The following is a 21026-nucleotide window of genomic DNA, read 5'->3' on the forward strand; positions in this document are numbered from 1 at the left end:
GATCATCTTTCTTGATACTGTCTCTGTCAAGCTCAAATTGAGATACCGCCGAATACAGCCGAATACCTAAAAGTTGGACCATAAGAGCGGGATCAGTTGCGCAGACCATTAAAATCTGACAAACAGAAAGCTTTAGAACCGGTTCGATAGACATGACGACCATACGAGATGTCGCGCGCCTGGCGGGGGTTTCGATCTCGACCGTCTCGCTCGCGCTCAACAGCCCGAAACGGGTCGGCGCCGAGACGCTCGACCGCATCCAGCAGGCGATCAAATCCACCGGCTACCGTATCGATCCGGTGGCCCAGACGCTGGCGCGCGGGCGCAGCTCGCTCATCGGTTTCGTGTCGGCCAATCTCGGCAACATGTTCTTCGGCGATATCCGCCGCGAGATCGAGCATCAGGCGCTCGACCGTGGCTATTTCGTCCTGATCGCCGACTCCTCCGGCAGGGCTGATCTCGAACGGGCGCTGCTGGAGCGGATGGAGGCCCAGAAGATCGCCGGCATTGCGCTGGCGACAAACGGCCACGGCGCGGAATACGCGGCGTTCCTGCGCGACTTCAAGACGCCGATCGTGATGTTCGATCAGAAGGTGGAAGGTGCCGAGCGCGATTTCGTCGGCTCCGACAATCCGCTGACGACCACCATCCTGACCGAGCACCTGCTGCAGCTCGGCCATCGGCGCATTGCCTTCATCTCCGGTCCGAGTGGCCTGCACACGGCCGATGAACGCCTGAATGGCTTCATGGATACGATGGCGGCCGCCGGCGTCGATGTCGATCCGTCGCTGGTCACCGAGGGCGGCTATACCAGGACGGGCGGCCATACGCAGGCGATGCGGCTGCTCACCCGCCGCGACCGGCCGACCGCCATCATCGGCGCCAACAACATGATGGGGCTCGCGACGCTGCAGGTGATGCAGGAAATGGGCTTCCGCTGCCCAGAGGACGTATCGCTGGCGATGGTCGACGACGTGCCCTGGAGCAACGTCATCACGCCGCGCATCACCATGGTGGTGCAGGATGCGCACAAGCTCGGCGAGCTGGCGGCGCAGCGTCTGCTGGCAAGAATCTCAAGTCCCGAAGCCGCCGCCGAGCCGCCGCGGGATTTCATCCTGACCCCGAGATTCGTGCGGGGGGAGTCGACCAGGCGGCTGTGAGCAATACTAAGCCTGCGACGCGGCGGGAGGACGCTTCCAACGACATGGCTTAAGCCTCCAAGCTTTACCGATCTTCACGCGTATGCCAGAACCGCAATACATAGATGACCGACTGCTGGATTTCGTAACGCAGCTCATATCGGCCAACGAGAATGCGGCGAACCTCTCGAGGATCGAACTCCTCCAGCCGCTCACCAAGGCGTGGCTGCTCAAGCAGCCGTAGAGGCGCCGTCGTCAACGCCTGCACAGTCCGGGCCGCCACCTGTCGATTAACCGGCGCGATAAAGGCATAAAGGCGATCAATGTCCGAGACCGCTTTGCTCGTCCACTTAAGTTCCATTACCGAGGCAATGAAACCGGCGCATCGCTGTCGAGGCTATCAGCCCAAGCCTGGACGGACTGGTGATCGATGACGTTGCCGCTGTCCACATCAGCCAGCGCCTCAAGCGTCAAACGTCGCCGTTCCTCCTCTTGGTCGATCCACGCCGTCAGCGCCTGCTTGACGATCCAGCCGCGCGAGCGCTCAAGTCTCACTGCGAGTTGATCGACCTTCTGCGCGAGGGGTAGAGGCACGTGCGCGGTCAGCACTTTAGTTTCCATCGAAACCTCCTTTTGAATCAGCGTCAATCATAGCGATTGGTTCTGATGAAGTCCATGTCGAGGTGCATCAGTGCCGCACCGCCTTTCCTCCATTGTAAGAAAGCGAAATTTGTCATACATGTGTGATGAATCGTAAATTTCCGAGTGCCGCCGGCATCCGGATCAAGGCCGATGCGGGGTGAAGGCGTGGCTATGCAGGGGAAGGATCGCGGCAGAGGCTCGGGGTCGCTGGTCTCACGGGTCGGCGAAAGCCTTCGGCAAGCCATTTTGAGCGGGCAGTATGCCGCCGGCGACAAGCTTCCGAGCGAGCATGAACTCACCGAAACGCATAGCGTCAGCCGAACCGTAGTGCGCGAGGCCGTCGCCGCGCTTCGATCCGACGGGCTTGTCGAGGTGCGCCAGGGAGCCGGGATTTTCGTGATCAGCCCCGACCCGGCGCTGTCGGGCCGGAAGGTCGACAAGGCCCGCGTCGCTTCGGATCTCGAAGTGCTCGAGATCCGCACCCCCGTCGAAATCGAGGCAGCGGGGCTTGCTGCGCTCCGCCGTTCACCGGCGCAGGAGGAGGCGATCTTCGAATGCCACCGGAAAATCCTCCATTGCATCGAGACGGACAAATCCATCCGCGAGGCGGACCTGGAACTGCACGTCGCTATCGCCGAGGCGACGAACAATCCGCTGTTCAAGCACTTCCTGGAATCCCAGGGCTCGGCGATCATCCCGCAGTCGAGGCTCGTCCCGGAGACCAGAACCGCCGAGCAGACCGCCTATCGCAAGCTCATCCATCGCGAACATGAAGCGATTATCGTCGCGATCTCCGATAGGGACGATCAGGCGGCGCGCAACGCCATGCGCGAGCATCTGGTAGGCAGCCAAACGCGATATCGCAACCTGCTGAAGGATCTGCGCAGCTTTACAAGCTGAGGGCGGCGGCAAGCGCCGCAAACTCTTCGGGCATCACGGGGCCAAGCCATCATCCGGCAGCAGCAGGCGAATCTGCTGGCCGATTGCGTCATCACGTCTATTGTAGGGCTGCTGCGCAGCCCCTATTCCCCATGCGTCATGGACGGGCTGTCTACCCGCCTGCGGCTGAAAGCTAGTTGAAAGCTTCGGCGTCATAGGAAAGGGCAGCATCGTGGAGGAGACACGGGTCAAAGGTGGCGAGACGACGATGCGGGTAAACCACTAGGAGGAGTTTTCCATGCGTTCTTCACGCAGCCTTTTGCACACCGTCGCTTTTTCCGCCCTCATGGCCGCGGCATCGCTGACCACCAGCGCCGCCCATGCGGCCGACAAGATCACCATCATGGTCGGCGGCTATGAAAAGCAGATATATCTGCCCGCCAAGCTCGCCGAATCCCTCGGCTACTTCAAGGACGAGGGTCTCGATGTCGAGCTCCTGAACGAAGCGGCCGGCGTCGATGCCGAAAACCAGCTGCTGGCAGGCGCCGTCCAGGGTGTCGTCGGCTTCTACGACCACTGTGTGGATCTCCAGGCCAAGGGCAAGTTCGTCGAATCCATCGTCCAGTTCAGCCAGGCGCCGGGCGAAGTCGAAATGGTGTCGAGCAAGCATCCGGAGATCAAGTCGCCGGCCGACTTCAAGGGCAAGAGCCTCGGCGTCACCGGTCTCGGCTCGTCCACGAATTTCCTGACCCTCTTCATGGCCTCGAAGGCCGGCCTGAAGCCCGGCGACGTCGTCACCATTCCGGTCGGCGCCGGCGGCACCTTCATCGCCGCCATGCAGCAGGACCAGATCCACGCCGGCATGACGACGGAGCCGACGATCTCGCGCATGATCAAGACCGGCGAAGCGAGCGTTCTCGTCGACATGCGCACGGTTGAAGCGACCCGTCAGGCGCTCGGAGGCACCTATCCGGCCGCCTCGCTCTACATGGAAACGTCCTGGGTCGAGGAACACAAGGAAGAGGCGCAGAAGCTCGCCAACGCCTTCGTCAAAACGCTGAAATACATCAACACGCATTCGGCCGCCGAAATTGCCGACAAGATGCCGAAGGATTTCTACGTCGGCGACAAGGACGGCTATATCAAGGCTCTCGAAGAGAGCAAAGGCATGTTCACGCCCGACGGCGTCATGCCGGAAGATGGTCCGAAGACCGTGCTTGCCGTGCTGTCGGAGTTCTCCAAGAACGTCAAGGGCAAGCAGATCGACCTTTCCAAGACCTACACGACGGAATTCGTCAAGAACGTCAAGTAAGTCAGTCGCGCCGCTCCCGGCTCCCAAGCGGGAGCGGCCTCCGTTCGATCAGGGCATTGCGTGCGCGCCCTCAAGCACGCCTCAGGTATCACCATGCAACAGGACAACACTCAGATCCCGGCGATCGAGCTGATCAATGTCAGCCGCCGCTTCGTCTCGCCGACCGGCAAGTCGCTCACCGCACTGCGCGATTTCAACATGACGGTCGCCCGCGGCGAGTTCGTCGCCGTCGTCGGCCCCACAGGATGCGGCAAATCGACGACGCTCAATCTCGTAACGGGCCTCGCACGCCCCTCCGCCGGCGAAGTCCGGCTGATGGGCGGGCCGATCACCGGCATCGACCCGCGTGTCGGCTTCGCGTTCCAGACCGACGCGCTCTTTCCCTGGAAGAATGTCATCGACAACGTCATGGCCGGGCCGCTGTTTCGCGGTAAATCACACACAGAGGCGGAAAAGAGCGCCCGGGACTGGCTGGCGCGCGTCGGCCTTTCGAAATTCCTGCACCACTATCCCCATCAGCTCTCCGGCGGCATGCGCAAGCGCGTCTCGCTGGCACAGACCTTCATCAACGAACCTGAAATCCTGCTGATGGATGAACCCTTCTCGGCGCTCGACGTGCAGACCCGCACCGTCATGCACGAGGAACTCCTGAAGCTCTGGGCGGAGCGCAAAGCCTCGGTGGTGTTCGTCACCCACGACCTCGAAGAGGCAGTCGCCCTTGCCGACAAGGTCTATGTGCTGACCGCCGGCCCGGCCACGGTCAAGTCCGTCTATACCATCGATCTGCCCCGGCCGCGCATCGTCTCGGAAATTCGCTACGAGCAGAGCTTCATCGATTACTGCAAGACGATCTGGGAAGACCTGCGCGAAGAGGTCGAGACCAGCTACCGCCGCGCAAGCGAAGCGGCCTGAGGGAGGATCTCATGGCAAACATCACATTCGAGGCCGGTTCGGCCGCTCTCTTCCGTCCGGGCACATCCGATGCCGAGATCGAAGCCACCGCATTGAAGGCGATGCGCCGGCGCAACACGCTGGTGCGCTTCTGGCAGATCGCCATTCTGGTCTTCGTGATCGGCATGTGGGAGCTCTCCTCCCGCCTGCAATGGATCGACCCGTTCTTCTATTCGAGCCCGAGCGGCGTTCTCGAGCGTCTCTACGAATGGGCAACCGAAGGCACCACCGAGGGGTCGCTCTGGTACAATCTCTGGGTAACGATGGAAGAGGCGCTGATCGGCTTCTTCGCCGGCTCGATCACCGGCGTCTTCGTCGGCATCGGCCTCGGCCGCAACCGGTTCCTGTCGGATATCTTCTCTGTCTACATCAAGGCGATCAACTCGATCCCCCGCGTCGTTCTCGCGCCGATCTTCATCATGATCATGGGCCTCGGCCTGCCGTCCAAGGTGGCGCTCGCCTTCATCATGGTGTTCTTCGTCGTCTTTGCCAACGCCTTCCAGGGTGTGCGCGAGGCCGACCGCAACATGATCGCCAATGCCCGCATCCTCGGCGCCTCTGACTGGCAGGTGACCCGCACCGTGGTCATTCCCTCGGCGATGAGCTGGATCTTCGCCAGCCTGCACGTCTCCTTCGGCTTTGCGATCATCGGCGCGATCGTCGGCGAATTCGTCGGCGCCCGCTTCGGCATCGGCCAGTTGATCTCGATCGCCAAGGGCACCTTCGACGCGGCCGGCATGTTCGCTGCAATCCTCCTCGTCATGGTCGTGACACTCGTTGCCGAATACATCATGACGCTGATCGAGAACCGCCTGGCGAATTGGCGGCCGCAGCAGCAGCTCGATACGCAGTAATCGGATCGGCCTCCTCCCAAGGCAGATCGAAATGAAGGCCGGGCGTGAAGCCCGGTCTTCGTTTTTTGATGGCAAGGCTCGTCTCTGCCCGCTTCGTCTGGCGCCTGCCCCTCATCCGGCTGCCGCCACCTTCTCCCCGCCTGCGGGGAGAAGGGAAGATGCCGCGACCTCTCCATTCCCTGTCACTCTCTCGCAGGGCAAGTCCCCTCGCCCCGTTTACGGGAAGAGGGTTAGGGTGAGGGGCAGCCATGAGGTTCGAACCGGACAGCCGCGACACAAGCCCGGCTTTCGTTTGATACCTCTCCGATCTAAGCAAGCGGCAGCCGCACCGTCACAATGAGACCGCCGCCTTCCGCATCGCCGAGCGACACCCAACCTCCGGCGCCTTCGACGACCTCGCGAACGATCGCAAGCCCGAGGCCGCTTCCCTCGCTTTCGGTTCCCATGATCCGGTAGAAGCGTTCAAAGACATGGTCGCGCTCACTCTCGGGAATGCCCAGACCACTGTCCTCCACGGTCACGACTGCACTTCCGTCCGCCTGTCCGACCGAGACGGTCACCCGTCCATCCGCGCCGCTGTAGCGGATTGCATTGTCGATGAGGTTGACCAGCATTTCGCGCAGCATCGTGCCGTCGCCCTCGACGATGACGGGGCCGTCCGCTTCCAGGCCGACATCGATGTTGCGCTTCAGCGCCTCTTCGGCATGCGCTTCCAATATCTCGCGGGCGGCCTTGCTGAGATCGGTCACGTCGCCACGCGGGCGCCGGCTGCCGGGCTCGGCCCGCGACAAGGTCAGGAGCTGGCCGGCGAGGCGCGAAATCTGCCGGGTGCTCGTGCGAAGCGCCACCAGCGCCTCGTCGCGGCGAACCGCATCGCCTTCGCGGGCAGCCACGCTCGCCTGCGTCGAAATCAGCGCGAGCGGCGTTCTGAGCTGATGCGCTGCATTCGATACGAACCGCCGCTGCGCCGCCATCTGGCTCTGGACGCGCTGCATATGGTCGTTCAACGCATGGACGAGTGGGCGCAGCTCGCTCTGAACCATCTCCGGCGGCAGCGGATCAAAACGGTTGCGGCCGCGCTCTCGCACCGCGTCGCGCAGCCTGAGGGCCGGCGCAAGGCCGCGCTGCAGCCCAAGAATGGTTACCAGGCTCGCCAAGAAGACCAGCACGAACTGCTTCGAAAAATCCGACAGCCAGAGCTGCCTTCGCATCGCATATTGGCTCTTATGCGTCACCGCGACGGTCACGGAAATCGTGCCGTCATTGGGAAGCCCGACGACGGGATGGTCGAGCATCAGCACGCGCACATCGGCACCATGGAAGGCGTGGTCCTCGCCGACACGCTGAGCGGCCGGCAGCGGCAAATCGGGAAAGCCGCTCACCAGATTGCCCCACACGGTGGTCACCTGGTAAAAAACGCGGTCGCCGAACCCCGTATCGAACATCTCGAGCGCTGCGGGCGGCACATCGACCTGGACATTGCCGCCCTCGTCGACGCGCACCGCCTCGGCAATGACGCGGGCCGAGGCCAGAAGCGTGCGGTCCGTCACCAGTCTCGCTGTCGCGTCGGCCGACCAAAAGCTGTCGTAGAGATTGAAGCCGATCGCGCCGAATAGCGTCAGCAGCACCAGGAAAAGCAACTGCACCCTGAGGCTCTGGCTGAGCCGGCCGAAGGCGGCGCCGATTTTGCTGTAGACGCTACTGAACATGTCTGAGGAGATAGCCGAGGCCGCGCAACGTCGCGATTTGCACGGAGCTGGCCTCGAGCTTCTTTCGAAGCCTATGGACATAGATTTCGATGGCGCTCGGATCCGCCTCGTCATCGAAACCGAAGACGCTTTCCGACAGGGCGGCCTTCGAGACCGTGTTGCCGAGCTTCATAACCAGCTGCTCGAGAACCGCATATTCGCGCGGCGTCAATTGCAGCGGCTCGCCCTCGACGAAGAACTGCCGTGTGCCGCCGGAAAAACGCAGGTTTCCGACGGTGATTTCCGACGAGGCCCGGTCCTGCCCGCGGCGCACCACCGCGCGGATCCTGGCTTCGAGTTCGGCGATTTCGAAGGGCTTGGCGAGGTAATCGTCGGCGCCGCTGTCGAGCCCGGCCACGCGGCCGTCGAGGCTCGCATTGGCGGTCAGGATGATGACCGGGAGCTTGTTGCCTGATTGTCTCAGCCGCTTCAGGAGCGTCAATCCGTCGAGCTTCGGCAGCGAAAGGTCGAGGATCATCGCCGAATATTCCGCCACCTTGAGCAGATGCTCCGCGTCTTCGCCGTCATAGGCAATGTCGATCGTATATTGCGCCTGCCGCAGGGCTTTGCCCAGCCAGGCCGCCAGTTCCTTGTTGTCCTCCACCACAAGCAGTCGCATCCAATCCCCTTAGCACGTGCGGAGGGGCTCGCGGAAGCGGGCGCATGGAAGGGCGGCAACATTCGATCGCGTCCACCGTTCGCGGCATCGGGCTGCCTTCCGCCTTAGTTGGCGCGAAGTGTCCGCTATTTGTCCGACGCGTGCATTTTCCTCTGTCCAGGGATCACCGAATATGGCTTCATGATCAACATCCACGGAGCAAGAAATGTCCGGCCATGAAACCATACTTCTCGTCATCGACGCTCAGGAGTCCTTCCGGCAGCGCGATTATTGGGATGAAAGCCTCGCATCCGCCTATATCGATCGCCAGCAGGCTCTGATCGATGGCGCGGCGGCAAGCGGGATACCCGTCGTTCAGATCTTCCATGTCGATGGAAGCGGGCCGTTTTCGGAAAGCTGGGGCTTCGTCAGGACGCTCGCTCCGCTGAGGATCGCCCCCGACGTGACCTTCAAAAAGAGCCGTCACAGCGCGCTCGTCGGCTCCGGTCTCGACGTCTGGCTGACCGAGAACGGCGTCCGTCGCATCATCGTCTCGGGCATCCGCACCGAACAGTGCTGCGAGACCACGACCCGCCACGCATCGGATCTCGGCTATCAGGTCGATTATGTCGGCGAAGCGACGCTGACTTTCCCGATGACCGACGCGGCGGGACGCACCTGGAGCGCCGGGGAAATACGCGGCCGCACGGAACTGGTCCTGTCGGGCCGTTTCGCAAGGATCTCAACCGTCGAACAGGCGCTGGCGGGGCGCGCTGAGCAACTCGCCGCATGACGGAAGTCGCGCAGCCCTTCGAGATTCCCGTTTTCGTCGTCGTGCCGCCGCGCGTGCTGCTGCTCGACGTCGCCGGTCCGATCGAAGTGCTGCGCAAGGCCAATCTCGAACAGCAGGCGGTGCGCTTCAGCGTCACCTATATCGGCCCTTCGGCAACGGTCGGCAGCTCGATCGGCCTTTCCGTCACCGGCGTCGCCACCCTGCCGGAGCGCTTGCCCGATCGGGCGCTCGTGGTCATCGCGGGCAGCGCCGACGCGCCGATGGAGAACAACCGTCCCTGGGACGGGCAGGAGCGCGCCGCGCAGGCCGCCATCGTCGCATGGCTGAAGCGCGGCATCCGTCCGGGAGTTCGATTGGTCTCGATCTGCTCCGGCGCCCTGCTCGCCGCCGAGGCCGGAATGCTCGATGGCCGCGAATGCACCACCCATCACGGCTGCATGGAAGACCTGGCCAGACTCGCGCCTACCGCGCGCATCCGGGACAACCGCCTCTATGTTGAGGATGGAGAGCGCCTGACGAGCGCCGGCATCACCGCCGGCATTGATCTCATGCTGTATATCGTCGCCGAAGCGGCGGGACATGCGTGCGCGCTTGCGGTGGCGCGATATCTCGTCGTCTATCTCAGGCGCGCCGGCTCGGACCCGCAGCTTTCGCCCTGGCTCGAAGGCCGTAACCATATCCATCCGGTCATTCATCGTGCACAGGATGCCGTCGCCGCCGATCCCACTCGCGACTGGTCGGTCGCCTCGCTTGCGCACCTCAGCGGTGCCAGTCCGCGGAACCTCTCGCGGCTGTTCAACGAGCAGACCGGCATGAGCGTCACGGATTTCGTCAACCGCATGCGCGTGGCGCTTGCCCGCGAAATGCTCGCCGGTTCACGGCTGGATATGGAGGCTGTGGCAATGCGCTCAGGCTTCGGCTCGGCCCGGCAGCTGCGCCGAGCGTGGAACCGTCTGTACGACAGCCCGCCGAGCGCAGCGCGGCCGAGGCCGGCCTTGGGTTCATAGAGGAACAGAAAGAGCGGCGTGACCGGTCTGATCTTCGGCAGCGACGGCTGCGGCGCCCAACGCCTCTGCTCCCCAGATTTCGATCTGCGTCAGCGCCGGAAAAGGCGAACCGTCCTCGGCCTTAACCAAGCCGTGCAGCTCCACCCATTCGACGATGTAGGGCTCGATGGAAAAACATTGCGCGGCGCCGGTTTTTGTCAACGAAAAGGAGCGGGTCTTGCCGTTCGAGAAGGTGACGCTCGCCTGCTCCCACCAGGAATCATGCGGGAAATCGGCCCTGAGGTAGAAGACGATCTCATCAATCCGGACGGGCCTACCGAACTCCACCGTCAGAGTCGCTTCGGGGTCGCGATTGATGCCCCAACTCGTATAGGGCCAGAATCCGTGATTATCGTTGGCCTTTTCCCCGTCGATCGCATTGCGCGCCGCAAAGACCGCTTCGCCGCGGGTCTCGACATTGGCCCGCGCATGCGGGAAGAGCGCCCGATTGGCGTGGTCGTCCCAGGGGTTCAGAGCGAGATTGCGCCGCTGCGCGAGTTCGTCGGGCCGCGCCTTTCTCGCTGAAAGCCGGTGGATGTCCCCCTTGAAGGCATTCGGCGAATAGGACTTGCGCTTATCGTCGAAAGGCACGGCGAGCGAGTAGGCGCTTTCCCTAATGTAGACAAAACCGGGCTGGATCGCGCTGTCCAAGGCGAGAAAGAGATGCCCGGGTTCGGAAGCTTCGACGACGACACAGTCGCCCTCGCGATAATCCTGGCGATAGACCAGAAAGGTCTCGTCCCGCCCGGTGGCGCTTGCCCGCACGAACCCGTCGGCATCCACGATCTTCAGCGTCAATTCCATGCTCGACCTCCGGAGGACATCATGCTCTAACTCTCTAATTGATCTGCAATTTCAGGCGATTGCCGGCGAGCGGCAGACGCAGCCGGTAGAGCTGCTCGGGCCAGGCCGATCTCAGCCTGATGTCATTGACCTCGATCTCATCGACTTCGATTTCGCCGGCGCCCTCGACAAAAATGTTGCCGAGATCGGCGAGATCTATTCTGTCGGAGTTGACGGTCGGCGCGAGGCACGTCATCAGCGACAGGACAGCCGGCCGGTCGCCGTCTTGGGTGTCGACGATCTCGACATGGCGCCCGCGCAGCAAGGAGACTGTGCGGCGATAGCTGCGCAGTTGCGCTTCCTCTGGATAGGCGCCTGCAATATCGAGGGATATGCGCGCACACTCCTCGCCGAATTCGACCTCTACATCCCTGGCGCCGAAGGCTTCCCCGGCGGCCTGCATGATGCCGGAGAAAGTCGGCAGGTTGTGATAGGCCGACTGCATCGTCCAGATCTCGTAACGCCCAAGCGAGAAGGTCTTGGAGGTATAGGTCTCGACGCCGACATCGATCAGGAACGGGCGTCCGTTCTTGTAGAGCGTCATGCTGCCGACATCGTTGTGATTGTGGCCTTCGCCATTGTTGCCGCCCTTGACGGCAAGCGAAAACTGCCCGTCGCGGGCGATGAACAGGCCGATGCCGGGATAGAAGATATCCCGCTTGGACACAGGATTCGCCTCGACCTTCGGAATTGCGGGGCCGGTCAGCAGCTCCTGCACGCGATACCAGAGGTTCCATTCCTCCGGCAGATGCGGTCTCTCGGCCGCCGCCCGGTCGGCTGCGGCGAAGGCCGCGAGCATTTCGGAGCCGACCGCCTCGCCGAACAGATATTCGCGCACGCTGCAGGGTTCGACCACGGCAGAGGAATCCGCGAAGTTGAAATAATGGCGGCCGGCCACATGCATGTGGGCGATATACTCGGCCATGTTGCGGATCTTCGGCTGCCGCCAGATCCCGTCGAACAGGCCGGGCGCGACACGATCGAGCACGGTCAGCGCGCCGTGTAGGCAGAGTGCGGCATGGCGGTAATAGACCACGCCCTCCTCGCAGGCGCCGTCCTCGGCGTAGTCCTTGAGGAAGGCATCGAGACTGCCGAGCGCCTTTTCGGCAACGGCGCGGCGCGTCGGCTGATCGGTCTTCAGCGAGAAGGTGGCCAACAGGACGTTCTGGGTGATCCAGGCGGTCCAGTTGTTCATCCGCTCGTCGCCGCTGCCCATCCACCAGAAATGCCGGCCGAGATAGGGCGTCAGGATGCGGGCCTCAATCTCGCGGTTCACACGCGCGGCAATCTCCGGGCTGATGCCGTCGAGCGCATCGCCGAGCAAGGCGACGATCGTTGCCAGAAGGGCTGCCGTTTCGGCGGCGAAGAGATCGATCACCGGTTGTGAAGTATCGGGCAGCGGCAGACGCGGGCCGCCGCGCCCATAAGCATTGTGCGCCGGCAGCTGCCAGCCGCTTTCTTCCGCGATCAGGACGATGCCGTCGACGATCCCGGGCAGGAACCGCCCGTTGCCTTCGATAAGTTCGCCCAGCACCAGATCGTTGAGCATCCGCCGCCGCGTGAAATAAAGCTCCTCGAAGCGCGAGCGATTGCCCGTGGCCGTATATTCCCGGTAATCCGAGGCGGTGATCAGAGGCCATGTTCGCGCAAGCGTGGCTTCCGCGTCGCGGACGACCACATCCCGCAAGGCCTGCGGCACCGCTTTCCATCTCTCGCGATCGGAGGAGACGGCTCCCGGCGTGAAATCGCCGAGGATGTCCGGCAACGCGCCTGAAATCTCGCTGAACATATCCCTCCCCGCGCCGGAAAAACATTGACGGGCGTCTGGCCTTCATCCCCACCTATCATATGTTTTTGGCGCTTGCCATAAAATTTGTATGATCTATTCATAACTTGTTTGACCAATACCGGAGATGTGCTATGTCCTTGGCTGGAGGAAGAACAGGCGGCACCTATCCGCCCGAACGGCTCTGCGTTTTAGGCTAGAGAAGCCCAGAAGCCGCCAGTTGCAGAATGCCGACCAGGAGGAAGCATCGGTGTCCATATCGAATTCGGTCATCGCTAGGGATGGCGTCCCGGCAACGCCACGCCGGAAGGCCGCGGCTCTATCCAAGCGGCAGCGGAAGATCCGCAGCGCGCTGGTCGCCTATTCCTTCATCGCGCCGAATTTCATCGGTTTTGCCGTCTTCACGCTCGGCCCGATCCTCTTCGCCTTCGCACTCGCCTTCATGCATTGGGACGGCTCGAATGCGATCACATTCGCCGGGCTGGATAATTTCTGGCGGCTGTTCGACGACAAGGCCTTCGTCGCCGCCTTCTGGAACACGATCATCTATACGGTCGCCTCGGTGCCGGCGACGCTGCTCTGCGCGCTCGGCCTCGCCGTCCTCCTCAACCAGAGGATCGCCGGGCGGAATTTCTTCCGCACGGCAATGTTCTTCCCCTATGTCGCCTCGCTGGTCGCCGTCGCCGTCGTCTGGAACATGATCTTCAATCCCGAGATGGGACCGGTGAACATGATCCTCTACACGCTCGGCCTCGACCCCAAGAACATGCCGGGATGGGCGGCCGACCGCCACTGGGCGATGGTGACGGTGATCCTCTTCGGCATCTGGAAGAACATGGGCTATTACATGGTCATCTATCTGGCCGGCCTGCAGGGGATCAATTCCGAACTCTACGAGGCTGCCGATCTCGACGGCGCCAATTCCTGGCAGAAGTTCATCCATGTCACCGTGCCGCAGCTCGGGCCGACCACCTTCTTCGTCACCGTCATGCTGACGATCCAGTCCTTCAAGGTGTTCGATCAGATCTTCATGATCACCCAGGGCGGCCCCGGCACATCGACGCTCGTCCTCGTCTACCACATCTATAACGAGGCCTTCATTTCCTGGGATCTCGGCTATTCCAGCATGATTTCGTTGGTGCTGTTCTTCCTTGTGCTCGCGGTCACGATTTTCCAGTTCCGCCGCCAGCGGGAGGACGAGGCATGAGGATCGCCGGGCGCAAGGTGACCGTCAAAACGGTCCTCCTCTATGTCATTGTCATCACGGTGACGGTGGTAATGCTGATGCCCTTCGCCTGGATGCTCTCGGCATCGCTGAAGCTCAGCCGCGACGTTTTCGCCTTCCCGATCGAATGGATACCGTCGCAGCCGCAATGGCAGAACTACGTCGATATCTGGACGAAGATCCCGCTTGCCCTTTTCATCTACAACACCTCGAAGCTGACGATCATCGTCACGCTGCTGCAGCTCTTGACCTCCAGCTTTGCCGCCTACGCCTTCGCCAAGCTGAATTTCCCTTATAAGAACACGCTGTTCCTCAGCTATATCGCCACCATCGCCATGCCATGGCAGGTTTATATGGTGCCGCAATTTCTGCTGATGCGCGAGTTCGGCCTCAACAACACGCATCTGGCGCTGATCTGCCTGCAGGCCTTCACCGCCTTCGGCGTTTTCCTGATGCGGCAGTTCTACATGTCGATCCCGACAGAGCTCTGCGAGGCCGCGCGCATCGACGGCATGAACGAATATCAGATCTGGGCACGCATCATGCTGCCGCTCTCCAAGCCCGCGCTCTCGACGCTGACGATCTTCACCTTCGTCAGCACCTGGAACGATTTCCTCGGGCCAATGATCTATCTCACCAAGACCGAGCTGAAGACCGTCCAGATCGGCCTGCGCATGTTCATCTCGCAATATTCAGCCGAATACGGGCTGATCATGGCGGCCTCCGTCGTCGCCCTCGTACCCGTTCTTATCGTCTTCCTCGCTCTGCAGCGCTTCTTTGTCGAGGGCATCGCCTCGACGGGACTGAAGGGTTAAGCCATGAATGCCGTTTCAACAGTCGCCCCGCAGCCGATCACCGACGCAGAGGTAAAGGTCGCCCTCGACCTTGCCGTCGAGCAGGTCAGGCGCAATCTTCCCACATTCACCTACGCCGCGCAGAACCATTCGAGCGTCAACAATTTCTATCCCGCCGTTGCCAACGACCAATGGACGGCCGGTTTCTGGCCGGGCGAGATGTGGCTCGCCTTCGAACATAGCGGCGATCCGGTGTTCCGGCATGCCGCGCAGATCCAGGTCCAGTCCTTCCTGCATCGGATCGTCAACCGCATCGAAACCGATCATCACGATATGGGCTTTCTCTATTCGCCCTCCTGCATCGCTGCCTGGAAGCTCGTCGGAGACGCGGACGGCCGCAGGGCCGCGATCCTGGCCGCCGACCAACTGATCGAGCGCTTCCAGCCGATCGGCCAGTTCATCCAGGCCTGGGGCCATAAAGGCAAGGCGGAGGAATACCGCTACATCATCGACTGCCTTTTGAACCTGCCGCTCCTCTACTGGGCTAGCAGCGAGACGGGCGACCCGAAATACCGCGAGATCGCGCTCACCCACGCCCGCACCACGCTCGCCCATTCGGTGCGGCCGGATGATTCCACTTATCACACCTTCTACATGGACCCGGTCACCGGCGCGCCGGTGCGCGGCGCCACCAAGCAGGGCTACCGGGACGACAGCTTCTGGGCGCGCGGGCAGGCCTGGGGCATCGCCGGCATGGCGATCTCCTACCGCTATGAGCGGATCGAGGAATATCGCCAGACCTTCGACCGGCTGCTCGCCTTCTATCTCAACCGGCTGCCGGCCGACATGGTGCCCTATTGGGATCTCGTCTTTTCCGATGGCGACGGCGAGCCGCGCGACAGCTCGTCCGCCTCGATCACCGCCTGCGGCCTGCTTGAGATGGCCGATCTCATCGATGCCGATACCGCCGAGCGCTACCGCATGCTGGCGCGGCGCATGGTGAAGAGCCTCGCCGATCATTATGCGGTCAAGGATCCCACCGTCTCCAACGGCCTGGTGCTGCACGCCACCTATTCGAAGAAATCGCCCTTCAACACCTGCCGCGGCGAGGGCGTCGATGAGTGCGTCTCCTGGGGAGATTATTATTACATGGAAGCTTTGACGCGCCTTTCGCGCCGTTGGTCTTCCTATTGGTGACGTCAGGAGAACCCGATGGCCAGCATTTCGCTCAAAGACCTGAACAAGACCTACGGCGCGCTCACCGTCGTCCACGATATCGATCTGGAAATTGCCGACAAGGAATTCATCATCCTGGTCGGCCCCTCCGGCTGCGGCAAATCGACGACGCTCAGGATGATCGCCGGCCTCGAGGAGATCTCGGGAGGAGAGTTGAAGATCGGCGGCGATGTCATGAACGACGTCCCCTCCAAGGATCGGGATATCGCCATGGTCTTCCAGAACTATGCGCTCTACCCGCATATGACCGTCTACAAGAACATGGCCTTCGGTCTGCAGCTGCGCAAAGTGTCGCGCGATTTCATCGACAAGCAGGTGCAGGACGCCGCCAAAATCCTCGACATCACCCATCTCCTGAACCGCAAGCCGAAAGCGCTTTCGGGCGGTCAGCGCCAGCGCGTCGCGCTCGGCCGCGCCATGGTGCGCAACCCGGCCGTCTTCCTGCTCGACGAGCCGCTGTCCAATCTCGACGCCAAGCTGCGCGGCACGATGCGCTCGGAAATCACCAAGCTGCACAAGCGCCTCAACGCCACCTTCATCTACGTCACCCACGACCAGGTGGAAGCCATGACCATGGCCGACCGCATCGTCGTCATGAAGGACGGCCATATCCAGCAGGTCGACACACCGCAGAACCTTTACGACCGCCCCGTCAACATGTTCGTCGCCGCCTTCATCGGCGCGCCGCAGATGAACATGATGCCCTCGATCATTCAGCGCCGGGGCGAGCGCTATGTCGCAATCTTCGACGGCCGCGAGCTGCCGCTGCCTGAGCATTTCGACAAGAGCAGGATCGCTCCTTACGAGGGCCGCGAACTGGTGCTCGGCATCCGCCCGGAGAATTTCCACGAACTGCCGCCGGCCGACATCCCGGCCGAAAATCTGGCGCCGGTTAAGGCAGTGGTCGAGCTTGCCGAGCCGATGGGCTCGGAAGTGCATCTGAACATGGTCGCCGGCGGGCGCAATCTCATCGCCCGCGTATCGCCGCGCTTCCGGCCCGATATCGGCGAGGAGGCGACGCTCGTCGCCGACATGAGCAATGCGCAGCTGTTCGACAAGGAAACCGAACGATCGATTCTCTACTGAGCGCCTGGGGAAACGGCCATGCAGTGGTTGCGGGACATGTGGACAAAGGAGGGGCCGGGCATTCCGAAGGATGCGCCCGTCAAGACCGGCCTTGCCCTGTTCGCCGACATTCTCGCCCGCGAATGGTGGGAGATGGTCAAGCTCAACATCCTGTTCATCCTGGCCTCGCTCTTCGTGGTGACGCTGCCGGCAGGACTCGCCGCAACGGTCCGGGTCTCGGTGGCCTTCGTCGAAGATCGCAACACCTATCTGCTGCGTGATTTCACCGAAGCATTCATGCGCTATTTCTGGCGGGCCACCGCCTGGGGTCTGGCGCTGACGGGCGTGCTCGCACTCGGCATCTATGCAATCCTCAGCTATGCAGCCGGCGCGCGTGACAACCTGATGCTCGCCGCGCCGCTGGCGGTCGCGCTTGTTGCCACCGCCTTTCTTGCGGTCACCGCCTGCCATCTCGTCGTGCTGATGGTCATGCGCGACCTGCCGGCGCTGCGGCTCCTTCGCCTGGCCGCGCTCGCCTCCGTCGCCCGCCCGCTGCCGGCGCTTGCCGCGCTCGCCTTCAACGCTGGCCTGTGGCTGGTGCACATCCTCTTCTATCCGGTTTCCGTGTTCATGCCGGCGACCTTCAATTTTTCACTCGGAATGTTCGCCGTCGCATTCGGCGTCCATCGGGCAGTGGTGTTGGTTCTGGACCTGCCAGAGGCAATGCGGCCGCACCGACACTTCATAAAATAACTGATCCAGAGACGATCCAGGGAAGGAGAACAGGAATGTATTTGGACAAATTCGGGAGGACGGTGAAACTTGCCGTGGCAGGTTTCACTCTGGCCGCGTCGACAGCAGGCGCAGCGCTCGCTCAAGACGCCGTGACGCTGAAATGGGCGTTGTGGGACTGGGACAAAACAGCCTATTACAAGCCGCTGATCGAGGCCTACCAGGCCAAGCATCCGAACGTGAAGTTCGAGCCGATGGATCTCGGCTCGCAGGATTACCAGCAGATGATTTCGACGCAGCTGACCGGCGGCTCGAAGGATATCGACATCGTCACCATCAAGGACGTGCCGGGCTATACCAATCTGGTGCGCGCCGGCAATATCGCCGATCTCAGCGGCTTCGTGAAGGATCAGAAGATCGATCCGGCACCCTATGGCGGCCTGATCGAAGAGCTGACCGTCGACGGCAAGATCTATTCCCTGCCGTTCCGCTCCGACTTCTGGATCGTCTATTACAACAAGGACATCTTTGACAAAGCCGGCGTGCCCTACCCCACCAACGACATGACCTGGGCGCAGTTCGACGCAACCGCCGAGAAGCTCGCGGGCGGCATGGGCACCAACAAGACCTATGGCGCGCTGCTGCATACCTGGCGTTCGACCGTTCAGCTGCCCGGCATTCTCGACGGAAAACACACGCTGGTCGATGGGGACTACACCTTCCTGAAGCCCTGGTACGAGCGCGCGCTCACCCTTCAGAAGGATGGAGCCATCCCCTCCTACGCCTTCCTGAAGACCTCGAATACGCATTATTCGGCGCTCTTCTTCAACGGCACGATCGGCATGCTGCCAATGGGCACCTGGTTCGTCGGCACTCAGATCGCCAAGGTGAAATCGGGTGAATCGAAGAGCAAGAACTGGGGCATCGTGAAGTTCCCGCATCCCGATGGCGTGCCGGCCGGCACCACCGCCGCGCAGATTTCGGGCCTGGCGGTCAACGCCAATTCCACCCACAAGGAAGCGGCGCTCGATTTCATCAAGTTCGTCACCGGCCCCGAGGGTGCCGCCGTCGTCGCCTCGACCGGCACCTTCCCGGCGCTGAAGACCGCCGACGTCAGCGCCAAGATCGCGTCGACGCCCGGCTTCCCGCAGGATGAAGCCAGCAAGGAAGCGCTGATACCGGCCAAAGCCTATCTGGAAATGGCGGTCAATCCGAACGCCGCCAAGATCGAGGTCGTGCTCAACCGCGCCCATGATGCGATCATGACCGACAATACCTCCGTCGACGACGGGCTGAAGGAAATGACCGAAGGCGTGAAGGCCATCAAGTAAGTCTCGCGAGATACCGGCGGCCGCGGACCAGCACATGGCCCGCGGCCGACCCTGTTTTAGAAAAACCAGAGCAGACAATGATCTACGATCCCAGCAGGGCCAACCCGCTTTCCGGCAATCCCCTGAAGACGCGCGACGATCTGGCCAAGGCCGTCATCGACCTCTTCAAACCGCTCCTGCCCTATTTCTCCGAAGGCGGCGCACGTGTGCGCCTCGGTGCTGCCGGTGCGATCTTCGACCGGGCGGCGGCGGATCTGGAAGGATTTGCGCGGCCGCTCTGGGGCATCGTTCCTCTTGCTGCCGGCGGCGGCCATTTCCCGCATTGGGATCTCTATCGGCAGGGGCTCGCAAACGGCACCAATCCCGCCCATCCCGAATATTGGGGTGATCTCGCCGATCGCAACCAGCGGCTGGTCGAGCTTGCCGCCGTCGGCTTTGCACTGGCGCTGGTGCCCGAACATATCTGGGAGCCGCTTGCTGACAACGAGAAGAAGACGGTCTCCGCCTATCTTGTCGCCGCGCGGAACCTGGAATTCATCGACAACAACTGGAAATTCTTCCGCGTCCTCATCGATGTCGGGCTGGAGCGTGTCGGCGTGGCGTTCGACCACAGCAAAACCGTCGCCTATCTCGACGAACTGGAAGCCTTCGATCTCGGCGACGGCTGGTATCGCGACGGGCCGGTCCGGCGGGTCGATCACTACATCCCCTTCGCCATGCATTTCTACGGCCTGATCTATGCCGTGCTGGCGCGCGGCGACGAAGCGCGCAAGCAGCGCTTCCGCGATCGTGCTCAGATCTTCGCCCGGGATATCCGCCACTGGTTCGGCCCCGATGGCGCTGCCCTTGCCTTCGGCCGCAGCCAGACCTACCGCTTCGCCGCCGGCGGCTTCTGGGGTGCGCTCGCCTTTGCCTGCCTCGAGGCGCTGCCCTGGGCCGAGATCAAAGGTTATTACATGCGCCATATCCGCTGGTGGTCGGCGCTGCCGATCGCCGACCGCGATGGCATTCTCTCCATAGGCTACGGCTACCCGAACCTTCTGATGAGCGAGAGCTATAACTCTCCCGGCTCGCCTTATTGGGCGCTGAAATTCTTCCTGCCGCTCGCCCTTCCTCACGATCACCCCTTCTGGGCCGCAGAAGAGGCGCCGCAGCCGGAATTTTCGGAGCCGGTGGCTTTGAAGCCGGCCGGCATGGTCGCCATGCACACGCCGGGAAATGTCGTCGTGCTCTCTTCCGGCCAGCAGCACGACAAGATGCGCGGTGCAAACGAGAAATATTCGAAATTCGCCTACTCCACCCGCTATGCCTTCAACATCGAGGCCGACGACCGGAACTTTGCCGCCGCCAGCTTCGACGGCATGCTAGGCCTTTCCGATGACGGCGTTCATTTCCGAATGCGAGAAACCCTTGAAGAAGCGCTGATAGCGGGCGACCGGCTCTATTCGCGCTGGCGCCCCTGGCAGGACGTCAGCATCGAGACATGGCTCATCCCCGCAAACCCCTGGCACATCCGCATTCACCGCATAACCACGCCGCGTGCGCTCAGCACCATCGAAGGCGGCTTTGCGATCGAACGTGCCGATTTTAATGCCGATCGATCCGAACAGGCGGAAGGTCGGGCAGTCTGTAACGGACAGACGGATGTCAGCGCCATCGTGGATCTGTCATCCCGTCCGAGGGCCGGCCACACGATCAGCGCGATCCCCAACACCAACCTTATCCACGCCAAAACCCTGCTGCCGCAGCTGCGCGGCGAACTCGGCCCGGGAACCACTGTGCTCGTCACCTTGGCGATGGCCCTGCCCAGCCGCGAGAACTGGGCAGAGGCGCTGGCCAATCCGCCGGCCAGTCCCGACATCGACGAGCTGGAGCGGCACTTCCGTGAGAACGGCGTGCGCGTGCCGGCCTTTGACCTTGAGCTTTAGACCGTTTTGCATTTAGGTTGACCCATATCCTGCGTTTCGGATGTAGTTTGCGCATTCGTTTGGTTTGATTGTCTCTATGGTCCGCGCCAAAGCGTCGTGGACTGTGTCTTCGGAACGGGCCATT

General features: G+C 62.1%; 20 protein-coding genes. 14 read left to right on the plus strand and 6 right to left on the minus strand.

Features of this window, described 5'->3' with window-relative positions; translation table 11 throughout:
* Positions 1-152: 152 nt before the first annotated feature.
* Positions 153-1160, plus strand: a complete 1008-nt coding sequence (locus tag C4N04_RS16385; protein WP_077989090.1) for a LacI family DNA-binding transcriptional regulator — start codon at positions 153-155, stop codon at positions 1158-1160.
* A gap of 64 nt (positions 1161-1224) precedes the next feature.
* Here the strand turns inward: C4N04_RS16385 and C4N04_RS16390 are convergent, their stop codons facing one another.
* Both C4N04_RS16390 and C4N04_RS16395 read right to left on the minus strand, forming a co-directional pair.
* Positions 1225-1500 (minus strand): type II toxin-antitoxin system RelE/ParE family toxin, encoded by a 276-nt coding sequence (locus tag C4N04_RS16390; RefSeq protein ID WP_077989089.1) that lies wholly within the window; start codon positions 1498-1500, stop codon positions 1225-1227.
* Positions 1500-1760, minus strand: coding sequence for a ribbon-helix-helix domain-containing protein (locus C4N04_RS16395; protein ID WP_077989164.1), 261 nt, complete (start codon positions 1758-1760; stop codon positions 1500-1502). The genes C4N04_RS16390 and C4N04_RS16395 overlap by 1 nt, the downstream gene beginning before the upstream one ends.
* A 192-nt stretch (positions 1761-1952) precedes the next feature.
* On the opposite strand from C4N04_RS16395, the gene C4N04_RS16400 reads away from it, so the two are divergent.
* The 4 genes from C4N04_RS16400 to C4N04_RS16415 all read left to right on the plus strand — a co-directional run bounded on the left by C4N04_RS16400 (position 1953) and on the right by C4N04_RS16415 (position 5777).
* Complete coding sequence (locus C4N04_RS16400) at positions 1953-2681, plus strand: FadR/GntR family transcriptional regulator (protein WP_077989088.1); 729 nt, start codon at positions 1953-1955, stop codon at positions 2679-2681.
* 277 nt (positions 2682-2958) lie between these two features.
* Positions 2959-3972 (plus strand): ABC transporter substrate-binding protein, encoded by a 1014-nt coding sequence (locus C4N04_RS16405; protein WP_077989087.1) that lies wholly within the window; start codon positions 2959-2961, stop codon positions 3970-3972.
* Positions 3973-4065: 93 nt separating this feature from the next.
* Complete coding sequence (locus tag C4N04_RS16410) at positions 4066-4884, plus strand: ABC transporter ATP-binding protein (protein WP_040112544.1); 819 nt, start codon at positions 4066-4068, stop codon at positions 4882-4884.
* An 11-nt stretch (positions 4885-4895) separates the two neighbouring features.
* Entirely contained in the window at positions 4896-5777 is an 882-nt protein-coding gene (locus C4N04_RS16415) for an ABC transporter permease (protein ID WP_077989085.1), read from the plus strand.
* A 308-nt stretch (positions 5778-6085) separates the two neighbouring features.
* Here C4N04_RS16415 and C4N04_RS16420 read toward each other — a convergent pair whose 3' ends face one another.
* Positions 6086-7486 (minus strand): sensor histidine kinase, encoded by a 1401-nt coding sequence (locus tag C4N04_RS16420; RefSeq protein WP_077989084.1) that lies wholly within the window; start codon positions 7484-7486, stop codon positions 6086-6088.
* Positions 7476-8144 (minus strand): response regulator, encoded by a 669-nt coding sequence (locus C4N04_RS16425; protein ID WP_096763146.1) that lies wholly within the window; start codon positions 8142-8144, stop codon positions 7476-7478. Before C4N04_RS16425 ends, C4N04_RS16420 begins: the two co-directional genes overlap by 11 nt.
* A gap of 205 nt (positions 8145-8349) precedes the next feature.
* Here C4N04_RS16425 and C4N04_RS16430 point away from each other — a divergent pair, with 205 nt between their 5' ends.
* On the plus strand, positions 8350-8916 hold the full coding sequence (locus tag C4N04_RS16430; RefSeq protein ID WP_096763145.1) for an isochorismatase family protein: 567 nt from the start codon (positions 8350-8352) through the stop codon (positions 8914-8916).
* On the plus strand, positions 8913-9923 hold the full coding sequence (locus tag C4N04_RS16435; protein ID WP_077989081.1) for a helix-turn-helix domain-containing protein: 1011 nt from the start codon (positions 8913-8915) through the stop codon (positions 9921-9923). Before C4N04_RS16430 ends, C4N04_RS16435 begins: the two co-directional genes overlap by 4 nt.
* Here the strand turns inward: C4N04_RS16435 and C4N04_RS16440 are convergent.
* Positions 9918-10766 carry a carbohydrate-binding protein gene (locus tag C4N04_RS16440; RefSeq protein ID WP_077989080.1) on the minus strand — a complete coding sequence of 283 codons (849 nt, stop codon included), beginning with the start codon at positions 10764-10766 and terminating at the stop codon, positions 9918-9920. The genes C4N04_RS16435 and C4N04_RS16440 overlap by 6 nt on opposite strands.
* 34 nt (positions 10767-10800) lie before the next feature.
* On the minus strand, positions 10801-12594 hold the full coding sequence (locus C4N04_RS16445) for a heparinase II/III family protein (RefSeq protein WP_077989079.1): 1794 nt from the start codon (positions 12592-12594) through the stop codon (positions 10801-10803).
* A gap of 217 nt (positions 12595-12811) precedes the next feature.
* Between C4N04_RS16445 and C4N04_RS16450 the strand changes: the two genes are divergently transcribed.
* From C4N04_RS16450 to C4N04_RS16480, 7 genes are all read left to right on the plus strand, one after another.
* The gene (locus C4N04_RS16450) at positions 12812-13798 is read left to right on the plus strand and encodes a sugar ABC transporter permease (RefSeq protein WP_009988994.1); all 987 of its coding nucleotides are present in this window, start codon (positions 12812-12814) and stop codon (positions 13796-13798) included.
* Positions 13795-14631 (plus strand): carbohydrate ABC transporter permease, encoded by an 837-nt coding sequence (locus C4N04_RS16455; RefSeq protein ID WP_106796530.1) that lies wholly within the window; start codon positions 13795-13797, stop codon positions 14629-14631. Before C4N04_RS16450 ends, C4N04_RS16455 begins: the two co-directional genes overlap by 4 nt.
* 3 nt (positions 14632-14634) lie before the next feature.
* Positions 14635-15807: a glycoside hydrolase family 88 protein gene (locus tag C4N04_RS16460; protein ID WP_077989077.1), complete on the plus strand. Its 1173-nt coding sequence runs from the start codon at positions 14635-14637 to the stop codon at positions 15805-15807.
* Positions 15808-15822: 15 nt separating this feature from the next.
* A complete protein-coding gene (gene ugpC, locus C4N04_RS16465; protein ID WP_106796531.1) occupies positions 15823-16932 on the plus strand; it encodes a sn-glycerol-3-phosphate ABC transporter ATP-binding protein UgpC in 1110 nt (369 codons plus the stop codon).
* An 18-nt stretch (positions 16933-16950) separates the two neighbouring features.
* Complete coding sequence (locus C4N04_RS16470) at positions 16951-17664, plus strand: DUF624 domain-containing protein (protein WP_106796532.1); 714 nt, start codon at positions 16951-16953, stop codon at positions 17662-17664.
* Positions 17665-17699: 35 nt separating this feature from the next.
* Positions 17700-18974 (plus strand): sugar ABC transporter substrate-binding protein, encoded by a 1275-nt coding sequence (locus C4N04_RS16475; protein WP_106796533.1) that lies wholly within the window; start codon positions 17700-17702, stop codon positions 18972-18974.
* A gap of 77 nt (positions 18975-19051) precedes the next feature.
* The gene (locus C4N04_RS16480; protein ID WP_106796534.1) at positions 19052-20902 is read left to right on the plus strand and encodes a DUF2264 domain-containing protein; all 1851 of its coding nucleotides are present in this window, start codon (positions 19052-19054) and stop codon (positions 20900-20902) included.
* Positions 20903-21026 lie beyond the last annotated feature (124 nt).

The sequence above is a fragment of the Rhizobium sp. H4 genome (genome assembly GCF_003013335.1).
GTDB lineage: Bacteria > Pseudomonadota > Alphaproteobacteria > Rhizobiales > Rhizobiaceae > Rhizobium > Rhizobium sophoriradicis.